The 15,533-nt window shown below is 30.9% G+C and carries 16 protein-coding genes; 8 read left to right on the forward strand and 8 right to left on the reverse strand.

Translation table 11 applies throughout. From position 1 onward, the window contains the following. Positions 1-2 precede the first annotated feature (2 nt). Complete coding sequence (locus ACIQ0M_RS09465; RefSeq protein ID WP_396151605.1) at positions 3-950, forward strand: glycosyltransferase family 2 protein; 948 nt, start codon at positions 3-5, stop codon at positions 948-950. Here ACIQ0M_RS09465 and ACIQ0M_RS09470 read toward each other — a convergent pair. Further along, entirely contained in the window at positions 947-1,339 is a 393-nt protein-coding gene (locus ACIQ0M_RS09470; protein ID WP_396151606.1) for a sugar 3,4-ketoisomerase, read from the reverse strand. The two genes, ACIQ0M_RS09465 and ACIQ0M_RS09470, sit on opposite strands and share 4 nt — an antisense overlap. Beyond that, positions 1,339-2,436, reverse strand: a complete 1,098-nt coding sequence (locus ACIQ0M_RS09475; RefSeq protein WP_396151607.1) for a glycosyltransferase — start codon at positions 2,434-2,436, stop codon at positions 1,339-1,341. Before ACIQ0M_RS09475 ends, ACIQ0M_RS09470 begins: the two co-directional genes overlap by 1 nt. Before the next feature lie 32 nt (positions 2,437-2,468). Between ACIQ0M_RS09475 and ACIQ0M_RS09480 the strand changes: the two genes are divergently transcribed. Beyond that, positions 2,469-3,605: a glycosyltransferase gene (locus ACIQ0M_RS09480; RefSeq protein ID WP_396151608.1), complete on the forward strand. Its 1,137-nt coding sequence runs from the start codon at positions 2,469-2,471 to the stop codon at positions 3,603-3,605. On the opposite strand, the gene ACIQ0M_RS09485 is transcribed toward ACIQ0M_RS09480, so the two are convergent. Genes ACIQ0M_RS09485 through ACIQ0M_RS09500 form a run of 4 tightly spaced genes read right to left on the reverse strand, consistent with a single transcriptional unit; the run spans position 3,602 to position 7,534 of the window. Beyond that, positions 3,602-4,858 (reverse strand): O-antigen translocase, encoded by a 1,257-nt coding sequence (locus ACIQ0M_RS09485; RefSeq protein WP_396151609.1) that lies wholly within the window; start codon positions 4,856-4,858, stop codon positions 3,602-3,604. The genes ACIQ0M_RS09480 and ACIQ0M_RS09485 overlap by 4 nt on opposite strands. A 20-nt stretch (positions 4,859-4,878) precedes the next feature. Further along, positions 4,879-5,448, reverse strand: a complete 570-nt coding sequence (locus tag ACIQ0M_RS09490; protein ID WP_396151610.1) for an acyltransferase — start codon at positions 5,446-5,448, stop codon at positions 4,879-4,881. Next, positions 5,448-6,548 (reverse strand): DegT/DnrJ/EryC1/StrS family aminotransferase, encoded by a 1,101-nt coding sequence (locus ACIQ0M_RS09495; protein ID WP_396151611.1) that lies wholly within the window; start codon positions 6,546-6,548, stop codon positions 5,448-5,450. The genes ACIQ0M_RS09490 and ACIQ0M_RS09495 overlap by 1 nt, the downstream gene beginning before the upstream one ends. Continuing rightward, on the reverse strand, positions 6,545-7,534 hold the full coding sequence (locus ACIQ0M_RS09500; protein ID WP_396151612.1) for a GNAT family N-acetyltransferase: 990 nt from the start codon (positions 7,532-7,534) through the stop codon (positions 6,545-6,547). The genes ACIQ0M_RS09495 and ACIQ0M_RS09500 overlap by 4 nt, the downstream gene beginning before the upstream one ends. A gap of 62 nt (positions 7,535-7,596) precedes the next feature. On the opposite strand from ACIQ0M_RS09500, the gene ACIQ0M_RS09505 reads away from it, so the two are divergent. Next, a complete protein-coding gene (locus tag ACIQ0M_RS09505) occupies positions 7,597-9,405 on the forward strand; it encodes a gliding motility-associated C-terminal domain-containing protein (RefSeq protein WP_396151613.1) in 1,809 nt (602 codons plus the stop codon). Here ACIQ0M_RS09505 and ACIQ0M_RS09510 read toward each other — a convergent pair. Continuing rightward, positions 9,402-10,004, reverse strand: coding sequence for a trimeric intracellular cation channel family protein (locus ACIQ0M_RS09510; protein WP_396151614.1), 603 nt, complete (start codon positions 10,002-10,004; stop codon positions 9,402-9,404). The genes ACIQ0M_RS09505 and ACIQ0M_RS09510 overlap by 4 nt on opposite strands. 57 nt (positions 10,005-10,061) lie before the next feature. Continuing rightward, complete coding sequence (locus tag ACIQ0M_RS09515; protein WP_396151615.1) at positions 10,062-10,805, reverse strand: RDD family protein; 744 nt, start codon at positions 10,803-10,805, stop codon at positions 10,062-10,064. Positions 10,806-10,825: 20 nt separating this feature from the next. On the opposite strand from ACIQ0M_RS09515, the gene ACIQ0M_RS09520 reads away from it, so the two are divergent. The 5 genes from ACIQ0M_RS09520 (at position 10,826) to ACIQ0M_RS09540 (ending at position 15,219) form a co-directional block, all read left to right on the forward strand. After that, positions 10,826-11,803 (forward strand): stage II sporulation protein M, encoded by a 978-nt coding sequence (locus ACIQ0M_RS09520; protein ID WP_396151616.1) that lies wholly within the window; start codon positions 10,826-10,828, stop codon positions 11,801-11,803. Positions 11,804-11,807: 4 nt separating this feature from the next. Continuing rightward, the gene (locus ACIQ0M_RS09525; RefSeq protein ID WP_396151617.1) at positions 11,808-12,749 is read left to right on the forward strand and encodes a hypothetical protein; all 942 of its coding nucleotides are present in this window, start codon (positions 11,808-11,810) and stop codon (positions 12,747-12,749) included. Continuing rightward, on the forward strand, positions 12,742-13,500 hold the full coding sequence (locus tag ACIQ0M_RS09530; RefSeq protein ID WP_396151618.1) for a DUF4129 domain-containing protein: 759 nt from the start codon (positions 12,742-12,744) through the stop codon (positions 13,498-13,500). The genes ACIQ0M_RS09525 and ACIQ0M_RS09530 overlap by 8 nt, the downstream gene beginning before the upstream one ends. Next, positions 13,500-14,720 (forward strand): DUF4350 domain-containing protein, encoded by a 1,221-nt coding sequence (locus ACIQ0M_RS09535; RefSeq protein WP_396151619.1) that lies wholly within the window; start codon positions 13,500-13,502, stop codon positions 14,718-14,720. The genes ACIQ0M_RS09530 and ACIQ0M_RS09535 overlap by 1 nt, the downstream gene beginning before the upstream one ends. A gap of 106 nt (positions 14,721-14,826) precedes the next feature. Further along, positions 14,827-15,219 carry a GxxExxY protein gene (locus tag ACIQ0M_RS09540; RefSeq protein ID WP_396151621.1) on the forward strand — a complete coding sequence of 131 codons (393 nt, stop codon included), beginning with the start codon at positions 14,827-14,829 and terminating at the stop codon, positions 15,217-15,219. Positions 15,220-15,533 lie beyond the last annotated feature (314 nt).

The following is a 15,533-nucleotide window of genomic DNA, read 5'->3' on the forward strand; positions in this document are numbered from 1 at the left end:
AAATGCAACCTTTTTTTTCCATAATTATTCCGCTTTACAACAAAGAAAATGCAATTGAAAACACCTTAAAAAGTGTTTTTAATCAGTCGTTTACCGATTTTGAAGTTGTAGTGATTAATGATGGTTCTACTGATAAAAGTGAAGAAAAAGTAAATGCTTTTTCAGATGCACGTTTAAGATTGATTTCTACCGAAAACAAAGGTGTTTCACAAGCAAGAAATTTAGGGATAAGCGAATCAAAAGGAAAGCTAATTGCTTTTTTGGATGCGGATGATTATTGGTTTCCAACTCATTTAGAATCATTGTATCAATTACATAAAAATTTTCCTGAAGCCGGATTATTAGCCACCAATTATCAATTTTATTTTTCAGATAAAAAAATAATTCAGCCAGTTTTTGATGCCATTCCAACTGAAAAATGGAGTGGGATTGTATCTGATTTTTTTAATGCAAGTATGAAATTCCGTTTGTCTTGGACGAGTGCCGTGGCGGTTAGAAAAGATGTTTTTGAAACAGTAGGACATTTTGACGAAAACATTACTTTAGGAGCAGGCGAAGATACTGACATGTGGATACGAATTGCATTAAACTATCCTGTTGCTTTTGACAATGAAGTTACTGCCTATTATCACATGGCGACAGAAAACCGAATTTCGTTGAGCAAAACGCTTGAACGACGATTTTCTAAATTAGATAAGTTTTCAAACGAAGAAAAAACAAATTCTTCCCTAAAAAAATACTTGGATTTATATCGTTCAGAATTTGCTTTGAAACACAAATTGGCTGGGGATTTACAATCATTTCACTTTTATAAAAAAGCCATCTCAAAGGAAAATTTGCATTGGAAAACGAAATTATTGTTTAATTTGCCCACTTTTCTTTTACAAATTTTATACTATTTTAAAAAGAAATTGGAACATTTTAATGTTCAAACCAATGCTTATCGCTAATTTTTTGAAGCTAAGAATTCATTAAAATCTCTAATGTAATCTGCTTCTTCAAATACTTCTGAAGCTATAACTAAACATACCGATCCTGATGAAAAGTTTTTAAGTTCACGCCAAATTCCTTCGTTGATCAATAAACCTTCAAACGGTTTATTAAGTGTAATCGTTTTTTCTGTTTTTCCATCGTTAAGAATAACTTCAAAACTGCCACTCAAAGCAATTAAACATTCTCGTTGTTGAATATGGGCATGGCCTCCTCGCTCCGCTCCTGCCGGAACATCATACAGATAGTAAACCCTTTTTATATCAAAAGAAACTACTTCATGTTCAATCACTGATAAATTTCCTCTCGGATCTTCTATTTTTGGAATGTGTATGAGTTGAATGTTCATTAGGTATTCATTTTTAAAAAGACTTTCCAATCTTTCATTATCTCTTCAAAGGAATGAAAATCTTTTCGGTTTTGAGCATTGTCTTTACATTTTTGATATAGAGCGGTATCTTCTACCATTCGTTCCATAGCGTCTTTTAAGGCTTCAAAATTTTGATTATCAACTAATAAGCCATTAACTTCGTGTTCAATGATTTCATTTGGACCAGATTCACAATCAAATGAAACTACAGGTGTTCCACAAGCAAGAGCTTCGTTTAAAACAGTTGGGAAGCCTTCGTTTTTACTGGACAAAACTAAATAAATGGCTTTTTTAAAATAGGCATACGGATTACATTTAAATCCTTCAAACAGAATCATTTTTTCCATTTTGTAACTTGCTGATAAATCTTCTAATCGTTTTCTATCGGTACCATCGCCCAATAAAACCAATTTAATATGCTTTTGAGGTAGTTTAGAAGTAGCATACGTTTTGATTAATTGATCAAATTGTTTTAAATGTTCTTCTTTATCCATTCTACCGGCTGCCACAATAAATGGTTCGTCAATTGTAATGGAAACCTCTGACAATACTCGGATTTGTTCAATATCCAAAGGATTGAGGATTGTTTGTACATTCGCAAAATGATACTCTTTTTTTACTTTTTGTTCAATTCCCTTAGAAACCGTTACGATTCCGAAAGCATTATGAAATAAAAGTCTAGCCAGAAATTTATTTTCAGGTAGATAATAATTCAAATAAAAACTTCTGATGGTTGGGATGTAAGGAACAGTATAAATAAATCGATTGACCAACAACTCTTGTATCATTTTACTTCTATCTCTAAAATCAATGATAAAATCAAAATTTTGCTTTTTGATATAATTTCGGAGTAAAATAAAACGATGAAACCTATTAAGTATTCCTTTTTTTTGGTGAAGTCCCATGTTGAACAATTCACCTTCATACTCAAAAGTAATGGAATTGACTACAATAACGTTGTGTGTTTCAAACCCATGTTGATGAAACATTTTAGAAATTAAAGCGTGATTTTTATTTGCTCCACCGCCTGAGAAACTTGTTCCTATTAAACAAACTTTAGTTTTCTTATCTTGCACAAAATTATTTTTAATACAAATATAATTTTTTCATGCGAATATTATTGATAGGAGAATACAGTAGATTGCATAATTCACTTAAAGAAGGATTAATCCATTTGGGTCATGAAGTGACATTGGTGGGTGATGGTGATGATTTTAAAAACTATCCGGTTGATTATTCTATTGATGCAAAAATAAGTAAATCGAAACCAATTCTTTATTTACGTCGATTTGTATTTAAAATCTCAAAATTTGATTTTGCTAAAATAGAACGAGGTATTCGTTTTTATTTTTTAGTGAGTAAATTAAAAAACTATGATATTGTTCAACTGATTAACGAAGCATCCGTTAAAACGACTGCCGGATTTGAAATTTTTTTACTGAAAAAGATCATACAGCAAAACAAAAAATTATTCTTGCTTTCGTGTGGAACAGATGCCGTTTGTATGCAGTATATGGTAGAAAAAAAATTTAAATATTCAACCCTTACACCCTATTTTGAATCAGACAAGAGAAGCAATATTTATAATTACATGTTTGAATACTTATCCAAAAGCCATTTAAAATTACATCATTTTTTATACAAAAATATAGAAGGAGTTATAGCCAGTGATATGGATTATGCTATTCCGTTAGAGGGAAATACTAAATATGTAGGTTTAATTCCAAACCCTATTAATACAAATAAGATTATTTTTAAGGAACTGACTATAGAGGAGCAAATTATTATTTTTTTAGGCATCAATCGCCACAGTTATCAACGAAAAGGTCTTGATTTATTTGAAAAAGCATTGGAAAGTATTGAAAAAAAGTATTCCAATAAGGTCAAGATAATTAAAGTTGAAAATCTTCCTTATGATGAATATTCAACAGTTTTAGATCAGTCACATATCGTATTAGACCAAGTTTATGCCTACGATCAAGGTTACAATGCCTTAGAAGCGATGGCAAAAGGAAAAGTAGTTTTCACCGGAGCTGAACAAGAATTCGAAGACTATTATGAATTAAATGAACGAGTTGCCATCAATGCTTTGCCTGATGTGAATGAATTGGTGAAAGAACTATCTCTCTTAATTGAAAACCCACAGGAAATCATCAAAATTGGAAAAAATGCGAGAGCTTTTATTGAAAAAGAGCATGATTATGTGCGGATTGCGGAGAAGTATTTGGAGGTTTGGAAAAGTTAACTTTTTTCTGAAACAAAAAATGTTTTTCTGAACATTAGTATTATAAGTATAAAATTCAAAAAATTAGCAATTAAATATGCTCGAACAACTCCTAATGATGATAACTCTTTCACTAGAATGAAGGAAAAAAATAAAAAAGTAATGTTATAAAATAATTCTACTATAAAATATTTTTTCATCATTGTTTTGACCAAAATTTGATATCCGAAAGCCAATGTTAAAAGTTTAAAAAAATCACCTGCTAACTGCCAAAATAAAAGCGTTTTTACTTCTTGGAACTCTTGAGTCAAAGCAATTTGGATAATTAAACTTTTGAAGAAAAAGAAGAGAATAACCAAAAGTGCGAAAATTGGAATAACGGTTTTGAAATAATTTTTCAATTCAACTTTAAATTCTGATTGTGTTTGGATTGATGATAATTTTGGAATGTAATAAAATGAAAAACCGGTTGTAAAAAATAACATGTAAAACCCTGATATTCTATTCACAGCATCCCATATACCGGCTTGCTGAATTGAGTGAGTATCTATTATGAGATTTCTAATTAATATAAAATTTAAAGGCACAACGATTCCGCTTAACAGTGCCATCAACGAGAAATTACGAATTACTTTCAAATACTTTTTGGATATAATCTTTTGTATATCGAATTGTAGAAAGGCTTTATTTTGAAAAGCAACAAACAATACAATTAAAAAAAGAATAAAATCAGCTAAAACGATGGCTATCAATGCTCCTTCAATCTTTTGATAATAAATCAATAAAACGGTGGTAATAAAAACTAAAATGGCAGAAATAATTTGTAGAAAAACAATTTTTTTAAACCACAATAATCCATTAAATATGGAAGACATAAACGTTTGTAAAGCAAAAAAAGGTAAAATAAGTCCAAATATTTTAATGTAAAAACTATACTGAATATCTCGCAGAACAAAAGAACTAAGCATTTCGGAAAATAATATAATTAAAACTCCAAAGAAAACCGACAACAAAATATAAAGCCAAAAGAAAGTAGAAACAACTGCAGAAACTTCTTTTTTGTCCTCTTTATTTTCAACGAATAATCTAATGAGCGATTGAGAAAAACCATTTGTTGAAAGCGATTTAAAAAGAGCTGTGAAATTCCTAAAACTACCGGTTAAAGCCATTCCGGGTGTACCTAAATAAACGGATATTACTTTTAAAGAAACAATACCTAAAATAAAATTTACAATCACTGAAAGAGAGTTCAGCGAAAGTACTTTTAAAAGCATATTTTTTTTTAAATAATGTATCACAATAGTTCTTTGATCACTCGAGCTGGATTGCCTGCTGCTATGACATTTGCAGGAATTGATTTAGTAACAACTGAACCATTTCCAATTACAGTATTCTCACCAATTATTACTCCTTTAAGAATGGTAACATTAGATCCTAAAAAAACATTATCTTTAATAATAACTTCTTTAGAATTATCTATTTGATCACGTTTATTAATAGCTAAATGATGAGCGTCATTATCTATAATGCTACAATTTACCCCTATTAAAACATTATTTCCAATTACAATTTTTGAAAAAGCTACAGCTGTAAATGAATTATTTATAGAAACATTATCACCAATTTCAATTCGACTATTTTCATTTCTAGCCTCTAAATAAGTATAATGAGAATAGTAATTCGGCGAAGCAATCACACCAATTTGAACCTTTTCACCAAATTCAATAGTTCCTTTTCCTTTCAATAATAATGGATGATAAAGTTTTGATTTTCCAATTGTCTTTTTACAGTCAGATAAAATTTTGAACTTCAAGATTCTGAGTTCAACAAAAAGTAATTGTTTTATTTTATTGAATAATCTCATTAATAACGATTTAATACATTAATAATTCTACTCACTTCCTCTTCCGTCAACACCGGACTCATCGGCAAACTCAACACCTCACGATGAATTTTTTCCGTAATTGGGAAAGATAACAAACCAAATTCTTTCAAAGCTTTTTGTTGATGTGGCGGAATGGGATAATGAATCATGGTTTCGATTCCGTTTTCACTTAAATATTCTTGCAATTCATCTCTCTTTTCTGTGCGAATAACAAACAAATGAAACACATGATTTTTTGAACCATCATAAAAAGGCAAGACAATTTTATCGTTTTTGATTTCAGCTAAATAACGATTAGCAATTTCTCTCCGCTTTTGATTATCTGCATCTAATTCAGGTAATTTCACATTTAAAAAAGCGGCTTGCAATTCATCCAAACGCGAATTGATTCCGATAAAATCATTCACATATTTCTTCTCGGAACCATAATTTCGAATGGCTCGAATGATTTTGTTTAATTCATCATCGTTCGTAATTACTGCTCCACCATCTCCCAAACATCCTATGTTTTTAGAAGGATAAAAGCTGTAAGCTTTCGCATTACTGACTCCTAGCTCCTTACTCCCAACTCCCAACTCTGCTCCATGCGACTGAGCAGCATCTTCAATAACTAATAGATTATTTTGCTTTGCAATACCATCAATTTTATCCATCTCTGCTAATTGACCGTATAAATGAACAACTAAAATAGCTTTTGTTTTGGATGTAATTTTTTCAGCAATTAAAACCGGATTCAAATTGTAAGTTTCCAATTTTGGCTCAACAAAAACAGGAACTAAATCGGCTTGCAAAATCGATAAAATGCTGGCAATGTAGGTGTTTGCAGGAACAATCACTTCATCTCCTTTTTGTAATTTTCCTAATTCGATGTAGGCTTTAAAAATTAAAACCAATGCATCAAGTCCGTTTCCAACACCAATACAATGTTTTGAATGACAATAGTTTGAAAAATTTTCTTCAAATAATTTTACTTCATCTCCCAAAATATACCAACCTCGTTGCATGAACTCTTCCAACTTTTCATGAAAAGCTTTATCATATCGTTGGTTGACTTTTTTTAAATCTAAAAATTTTATCATATAATCACTTTCTCCAATTTGGAATAATTTTTAGTTTGAACTTCATAAAAATCTTGGGTTAAAATTTTTGATCCAAAACTCTCTTTCCAATACGAAAGTCCGCCATTTAATTTTTTCCCTTGCTCTTCATTTGAAATTCCGAAATCAAAAAATTGTTTATTTTTAAATACTTCTGTTATCAAATAATGATGAAGATAATCCAATGTTCCATATTCATTTTTAAGTAAATTAGCAGAAATATATTGCGAATGAGCTACATTTTTACTTTCAAAAATTGTTGTTCCGCCAATTAATTCATTTTCTTTATAAACGTTAAACTGTCTAATATTTTTTGGAAACTTCTGTTTTAAAATAGTAATTTCTTCTAGTGTATGAACTGGCTTAGCATTATGTTTATTTATTAAATTAGGAATCAAGATACTATCCCAAAACGATGAAAAATCATTTTCTTCTTTAACAATCAATTGATTTTTTAAACCTCTTTTCACACCTTCTATTCTGTTTTTTGCTATCTGTATTTCTTTCAACAAGTCAATAACAGCAAGGGTGTCTCTTTTTATCAATTTTGCTTCTAATAAAAATAATATATATTTTGTTTCATCAGAAAAAAAATCACAATAAATAATTGGTATTTCTTTCAAAATCAATTTACTAACTTTTCTTTTATAAAGTTCTTTTATAAGTGATTTAAAAATAAAAATTACTTTTTCTAACTTCAAATCTTCTTTAAAAACCAAACCTCCATATGTTAAACCCTGATGAGAAAAAACCACATCACCTACTCTATTTGCCGGTAAAATTGCAACCCAATTGTTTTCTTGTTCAACAATTAATGAATAATCTTCAAATCGATCTTGATGGTATTCCATGAAATCGCGATGAAACAAAAAAGTGGCATTTTTTGCTTGAGCGATAAAGTCATTCCAAGCCGAATAATCCGCTGATGTGTATGTCCTGACAGTATAATTTGGTACGAACTTTTGCAAAATATAAATCTTAATAAATAAAAATAGTATCTTTAAATCCCAAATAAAGACAACGATTCAATATGAAACGAAAATACAATTATTTTCTGTTATGGTGGCTACATTTTTTTTTATTCCCGGTCTTCGGGCAAGATGTACAATTATATCAGCAATTTAATGGTCGTTTTGATTTTACTTTTATTGGAAATACTTTAAATACACAAGAAAATTTGGGAATTTTAAATTCTCCTTGTATCATCAATACTTTCTCCTCTGCTCAATTGGATTTACAACCGGATGACACCTTGGAAAAAGCTTATCTATATTGGGCAGGCTCAGGCTCCGGAGATTTTAATGTAAAGCTAAATGACATCGATATTGTTCCTGATCGAACATTTAATTTGACACAATCTTCCTCCGGTTTAATTTTTTTTAGTGCTTTTAAAGACGTAACCGAACAAGTCTTGAATACAGGAAATGGAGATTATACCCTATCAGAATTAGATCTTACTGCAATTATTCCGAGTTATTGTAACAACGCTACTAATTTTGCAGGATGGGCTATTATTATTATTTATGGAAATAATGATTTACCAATCAATCAACTCAATGTTTATGATGGTTTGGACTATATTGGAGGAGGTAATTTGTCTTTAAATTTTTCTCTTGATAGTCTTAACGTGATCGACAACCAGGGAGCAAATATAGGTTTTATTGCTTGGGAGGGAGATTCTAATTTGGCAGTTAATGAAACATTACTTATCAATGGAAACTTACTTAGTAATCCTCCTTTAAATCCGGCTAATAATGCTTTTAATGGAACAAACTCAATCACTGGAAGTAACAACTTATTTAATATGGATTTGGATATTTATGAAATCCAAAACTTTATCCAACCCGGTGATCAAACAGCTGAAATTGCGTTAACTTCCGGTCAAGATTTTGTGATGATTAATGCCGTTGTGACCAAATTAAACAGTCAGCTTCCCGATGCTGCCATTTCAATTGATAATTTTTATTTAGAATGTGATTCCAGGGAAATTACGGTAGATTACACGGTATATAATTTAGAATCTACTAATCCACTTCCTGCCAATACGCCTATTGCGATTTATGCCAACGGTGTTTTGATTGAAACCACCGCTACAATCGATGTTATTGAAGTTAATGGTAGTGAATCTAATACAATTACACTTTCTATTCCAAATGAAATTTCTAACACTTTTGAACTGACATTTTCAGTAGATGATGTGGGCGATGGAACTGGAATTGTGAATGAAATTAACGAAAATAATAATTTAGATGTTGAAACTGTTTCGCTTCTATTTTCACCTGAATTTAATGTGTTGGAACCTATTTACAGTTGTAACGAGGGTTTTGGTGTTGGAACCTTCGATTTAACTTCAATTGAAAATTCATTGTTGGTTGATTTTTCAAATAATATTAGTTTTCATCTAACACTTTCAGATGCAGAATTAAATCTTAATCCGATTATCAACCTGAATAATTATCAAACAAACACCGGAACAATTCTTTACATTCGAATTGAAAATGAATCGTGTTTTAGTATAACGCCATTAGAATTAATAACAAAAAACTGTCCGCCCACTGTTTACAATTTTATTTCAGCCAACGAAGATAGTTTTAACGATTTTTTCTTTATTGATGGCTTACGGGATATTTTCTTGAATTTTGAAATTGAAATCTACAACCGTTGGGGACATTTAGTTTGGAAAGGAAATCAAAACACCGAAGATTGGCGAGGTGAAGTGACCGAAGAAGTAAAGTGGAATAATGACATTTCCGTAGATGGAACTTATTTCTATTTACTTTTCCTAAACGATCCGGATTATCCGAAACCATTACAGGGTTTTCTTTACATTACGCGTTAAGCTTTTCCAATGGTTGGCAAATACCATCTAAATTTCACAGCCATTAAACGAATCGTGATGATAACTAACGAGGTGACTAAATACAACACATCGTTATTCAGATTAAAATGTTTTAAGGCGAAGAATACCATTCCACCAATAATACAAATCGTTGCATAAATCTCTCTTCTAAAAATAATAGGGATTTCATTGCACAAAATATCGCGAATTACGCCACCAAAACAAGCTGTCATAGTTCCTAAAGCAATACAAATGATGGGATGCAAACCGGTTTCAATTCCTTTTTCTAAACCAATTAATGTAAAAACGCCCAAACCAATCGTATCAAATAAAAAAAGTGAGGTTCGCAAACGGTCTAATTTTTTTCTAAAGATAAGAGCTATAAAAAATCCGAGTGAAATCATGTAAACATACGTTAAATCCTGCATCCAACCGACGGGAGTTCTTCCAATGAGTACGTCCCGCAATGTTCCTCCACCCACTGCTGTCACAAAGGCGATGATAAAAACCCCAAAGGGATCGAGTTTTTTATTCAACGCTGTTAAAACACCGGAAATTGCAAAAGCCATGGTTCCGATGATGTCGAGGAGGTGAAACATTTATTTTTCTTATTAAAATTGACCTTTTTATTGCCATTGTTATTGATATTGCCCCTTTTACATATTCTGCGTATAAAAACTATAATCTTTCAAAATTGTTCTTATGAAATCAGTATCGTTTCCTGAAATGTTTTTGACTCCGGTCACTTCTTCAATTTTGTTTCGAAGTTTAATCAACGTAGCATAGTCACGTTTAGTCACGGCTACGTTAAATGTTTCTTTGATAATTCGGGCATCGTTATCACTTAACTTAATCACTAAAGGATAAGTTGGAACGTAAGCCGTATCTACTTCTTCTAGAATAGTGTGATTAATATTGATGTCATTTTTCAAACTTATCACCGCAGTTCCGGCAGTCATATCTCCAAGACGTTGTGTTTTTGAACTGGTAATCATAGCAATTAAGCCAATCACTCCACTACTTAAATTCACATCAATTATTCGAAATAGCCATCGCATTAAATAATCACCAAAAGAGGCTTGATAACCATCTATTTTAACCACTTTCATTTGAAGTAATCGTTTGCCAATGGTTTGTCCTTCTAATATGCTTTCAAAAATCAATGAATAAAAAATTACCGGCGAATAAACCAAAATAATAATCGCGTAATAAGACCAATTATCTAATCCGGTCATTTGTTGATTAATTCCCAAATAGTAAAAAAATATACCCCAAATCAAAACAACATAAGCTGCTTTCACCAGTAAATCAAGTAAATAGCCTAACATTCGGTGTCCAACAGACGCTGCTGAAAAATTTATTGTAACATTTTGTGTTGTCGTTATGGATAATTCTGACATATTTTATATTTTAGCAAACCATGAGAGAAGTTGCATTCATAAAGCAAAATAAAGCAAAATGGCTCGAATTTGAGCAAGCTATTTTTGGTAAAGCTAAGAAAAATCCTGATGAAATGGCTAGTTTGTATATCCATTTGGTCAATGATTTGTCGTATGCACAAACGTATTACCCTAAAAGTAAGACGGTGGTGTACCTTAATTATCTTGCTTCGCAAATTTACCAAAAGATTTATAAAACCAAGCGAACAGAGCAAAATAGAATCGTTTATTTTTTTTCTACCGAAGTACCATTGATTGTTTATGAATACAGAAGATACCTGGTTTATGCTTTCGTTTTGTTCTTTTTGTGTACCGGAATTGGTGTCATCTCAGCTAAGTATGATATTGATTTTGTCCGACTTATTCTAGGCGATAGTTATGTAAATATGACGCTGGAAAACATTAAAGACGGAAATCCGGTTGCTGTTTACAAAAGTGGAAGCAATTGGGGTGGATTTATTGCCATAACCATGAATAACCTTTATGTGGGAGCTCAATGTTTTATTTGGGGAATATTTCTAGGTATCGGTACATTTTATATCATGCTTCAAAACTGCATTATGCTCGGTTCATTCCAATACTTTTTTTACCAAGAAGGTGTTTTTTGGGAAAGTGTGCGTGGGATTTGGATTCACGGTTCCATGGAAATTTTTGCCATCGTGATTGAAACGGCCGCGGGATTTATTTTGGGTGCCTCTATCCTTTTTCCAAAAACATATTCTCGCTTAAACTCATTTAAAATTGGTTTTAAAAACGGATTAAAGATATTCTTGAGTACCATGCCATTTACAATTGCTGCCGGATTTTTAGAGGGCTTCGTGACGCGATATGCTTTAGAAATGCCAAATTGGTTGAATGTAATAATCATTTTAGGCACCTTGAGTTTGATTTCCTTTTATTTTTTAATTTTTCCGTTTATAGTAAATAAAAAATTAAAAGCTTTACCATTAAAACCATAAAATTATGTTTCAACTTTTCAAAAAACGAAATTTTAGCGACTATATAAGTGATACGTTTTCCTTCTTTAGAATAACAGGAAAACATTTTTTTAAAAATTATTTTATCATTAACGGAACACTTTTGATTCTGTTAATGGTACTCACTTATTTTGTTTTTAAAGTATATTTTGAAATGATGTTTGCCAACATTGGTTCGTCAGCTCCAAATTTTTTGGAAGATTATTTTAATAATAACATTGGATTGATTATTGGCGTTTTCTTGCTTTTCTTTTTGTTGATTATGTTTATATCCCTAATCAATTATGCGTTCCCTATCATTTATATGAACTTGTATGACAAACACAAAGGAAATCATTTTGAATCCAAAGAGATTATCGCCGAACTAAAGTCGAAATTCGGTAAAATGCTCATCTTTTTACTCGTTCTCTTTTTGCTGGGAATGACTGCCGGATTAATCGTGTTGGGTTTAGTAGTTGCTTTGATGTTTATTTTAGTTGGATTTTTGTTATTAATCATTTTAGGTCCAGCACTTTTAGCTTTTGTTCAATTGAGTTTCTACGAATACCTGAATGCCGAGATTGGTATTTTTAATGCTTTGGGAAAAGGCTTTGACAAGTTAAAACAAAATTTTTGGCCAATTATTGGATCCACCATCGTGATGTATTTTATTGTTCAAATTGTCATCAGTATTTTTTCGATGGTTCCTTATATAATTGGGATTGCGTCTGTTTTTACCAGTATTGAAAACCAAGGTTCACCGGAAGAATCACTGTCTTTCTTATCCATAATGATGGTCGTTTTTATGTGCTTGGCCATGTTGTTTAGCTATATTTTAAACAATTTATTGGTGGTCAATAGCGGTATCATCTACTACAGTCTAAGAGAACAAAATGAAAATAGAAATACAATTAACGATATTGATTTGATAGGTACGGAAAGTGAATAAAATCCTCTACATAATCTTTTTACTCAGTTGCCTAAATTCTTTTTCGCAAGACACGTTGACCTATGATGAAGTGGCTGAAGAAAAAATCATTTTTACCGAAAAGGATATCAAAATCGATTCTTCTACTATTGAAACTAGAAGCTTTGAAGAAAACTTTAAAGACAACTACCAAGACAGCGAATACATTTACGAACAAGCTGTAAAAGAATCGAATTGGTGGGATCGTTTTAAAAAATGGTTAGCCGATTTTTTTAAAAACCTTTTCAATCTTAGCAGCGATACCGTTTCCGGTAAAGTTGTGGATATTTTAATCAAATCGCTTGCAGTTATCCTAATTGTCTTTGTAATTTATTTAATTGTAAAATCCATTATGAATGGTGAAGGACAATGGATTTTTGGAAAATCATCGGATAAAAAAGTCATTCATTATGAAGATATTGAAAAAAATATTCACTTAGTTGATTTTGAAAAGCTCATCAAAGAAACTCTCAAATCGGGTGAACAACGATTGAGCATTCGTTACTATTATTTGTGGCTTTTGAAAAAAATGAGCGATAAAAACATGATTGAATGGGATATAGAAAAAACAAATTCTGACTATTTGTATGAATTAAAAGAGCCAATCTTCAAATCAGATTTTGAATACGTTTCCTATTTATACAATTACATTTGGTATGGCGAATTTGAGTTAGACGAATCAACCTTCGAAAAAGCCAAATCCGCTTTTGAAAAAATTATCAAATCCATCTGATGAGTAGAACAATTAAAATATATATCGTATTTTTAGTTGCTATGATGGCATTAATTGTAGTAGTTGATGCTAATCGTCCTCGTCCTATCAACTGGATGCCGAGTTTTGATGTTAAATCAAAAATTCCATTTGGACTAAAAGTTTTTCAGGAAGAAAAAAATAATTTCTTTAAAGGTGATTCTGTCACGGAGATAAAAGTTACACCTTATGAATTCTTTGATGCCTATTATGATTTTGATACTCTCGTAAATACATACACCATAAAAGGTACATTTTTAGCTATTGATAATTACGATAATATTGATGAATCTTCAGCAGAAGAAATTTTGTACTTTGTATCACACGGAAATAATGCCTTTTTGAGCATGAGTGACTTTTCAAATAAACTTGTTGACTCGTTAGGAATCGAAGTACAAAATCATTATTTCGACGATCGAATAGAAACGTATTTTGCCAACAAAAAAGTAGACGACAAAGAATATCAAATGAAAATGGGTGTTTCCGGATATCATTTTTCCTCATTTGATACCTTAAAAACAACGGTACTGGGCTATCACAAAACTAAAGATTCAACTTATGCGAATTTTATAAAAGTTAACCATGGCAATGGAAATTTTTATCTTCATACGCAACCTTTCGCCTTCACAAACTACTATTTGTTGAAAGACCGAAATTATCAATATGCAGAAAAAGTGTTATCATATATTCCAAAAGGAAACATTTATTGGTATCCTAATAAAACCTATAATAGTTCTGTTTCCGATTCGCCAATGCGATTTATTTTGAGTAATGAAGGACTAAAATGGGCGTGGTATGTGTTTTTAATCGGAATGATTATCTTTATGATTTTTAATGCCAAACGTAAACAAAGGATAATTCCGATTGTCAAACCATTGGAAAATACAACCGTCGATTTTACAAAAACGATTGGAAATTTGTATTTTCAAGAAGGAAATCACGATACGATTATGGAAAAGAAAATTATTTTTTTCCTTGAAAAGTTGCGACAAGATTATTTAATTGATACGCAGAAATTAGATGACGATTTCATCAAGAAAGTACATCAAAAAACCGGAAAAGATATTGCTCTGATTGAAAAAGCAGTTATGCTCATCAAACGACAACGAAAAACGTTTAAAAGCACCGAAAACGATTTGATTGAGTTGAATAGTGTATTGGAGAAGATATTAGATGTCAATAATAATAGAACACGGATGTAATGGATAGAGAAGATTTTCACAGATAAATTTATCGACTTAGTCGAAATGGATTTGAACAGATTACGATTATACTAAAATAAGTTTTCAATATTAAAAATTAAACGCCTTGCAACACAAAGAAATGACAGCAGAAATTATTAATTCATTTTATAAAGTTTTCAATACTTTAGGATATGGATTTTTAGAAAAAGTGTATGAAAATGCACTGTCAATTGAACTAAAGAAAAAAGGATTAAATTGTAAAAGACAAAAACCGATTACAGTTTTTTATGAAAATGAAATTGTTGGAGAATATTTTGCTGATTTAATTGTAAACGATGAAATAATTATCGAATTAAAAGCATGTGAAACCTTAATAAAAGAACATGAAATTCAAGTCGTAAACTATTTAAAAGCAACTAAAATTGAAGTAGCCTTGTTACTTAATTTTGGAAAAACACCCGAAATAAAAAGAAAAATATATTCAAACGAATTTAAAAAAATAAATAAAAACCACTAATTTTAAACCAAATGAAATCCGCTAAAATCCTTTTTTGCTTAGCAAACAAATGAAATCAGCGTGAATCCATTTAATCCTTTAAAATCCGTGTGCCATTAAAAAAAGTAAAAACAAAACACAATTTTAAACCAAATGAAATCCGCTAAAATCCATTTTTGCATCAGCAAACAAAAAAGAAATCAGCGTAAATCCATTTAATCCTTTAAAATCCGTGTGCCATTAAAAAAAGTAAAAACAAAACACAATTTTAAACCAAATGAAATCCGCTAAAATCCATTTTTGCATCAGCAAACAAAAAAGAAATCAGCGTAAAT

The sequence above is a fragment of the Flavobacterium sp. genome, from assembly GCF_044339515.1.
In the GTDB taxonomy this organism is placed as follows: Bacteria; Bacteroidota; Bacteroidia; order Flavobacteriales; family Flavobacteriaceae; genus Flavobacterium.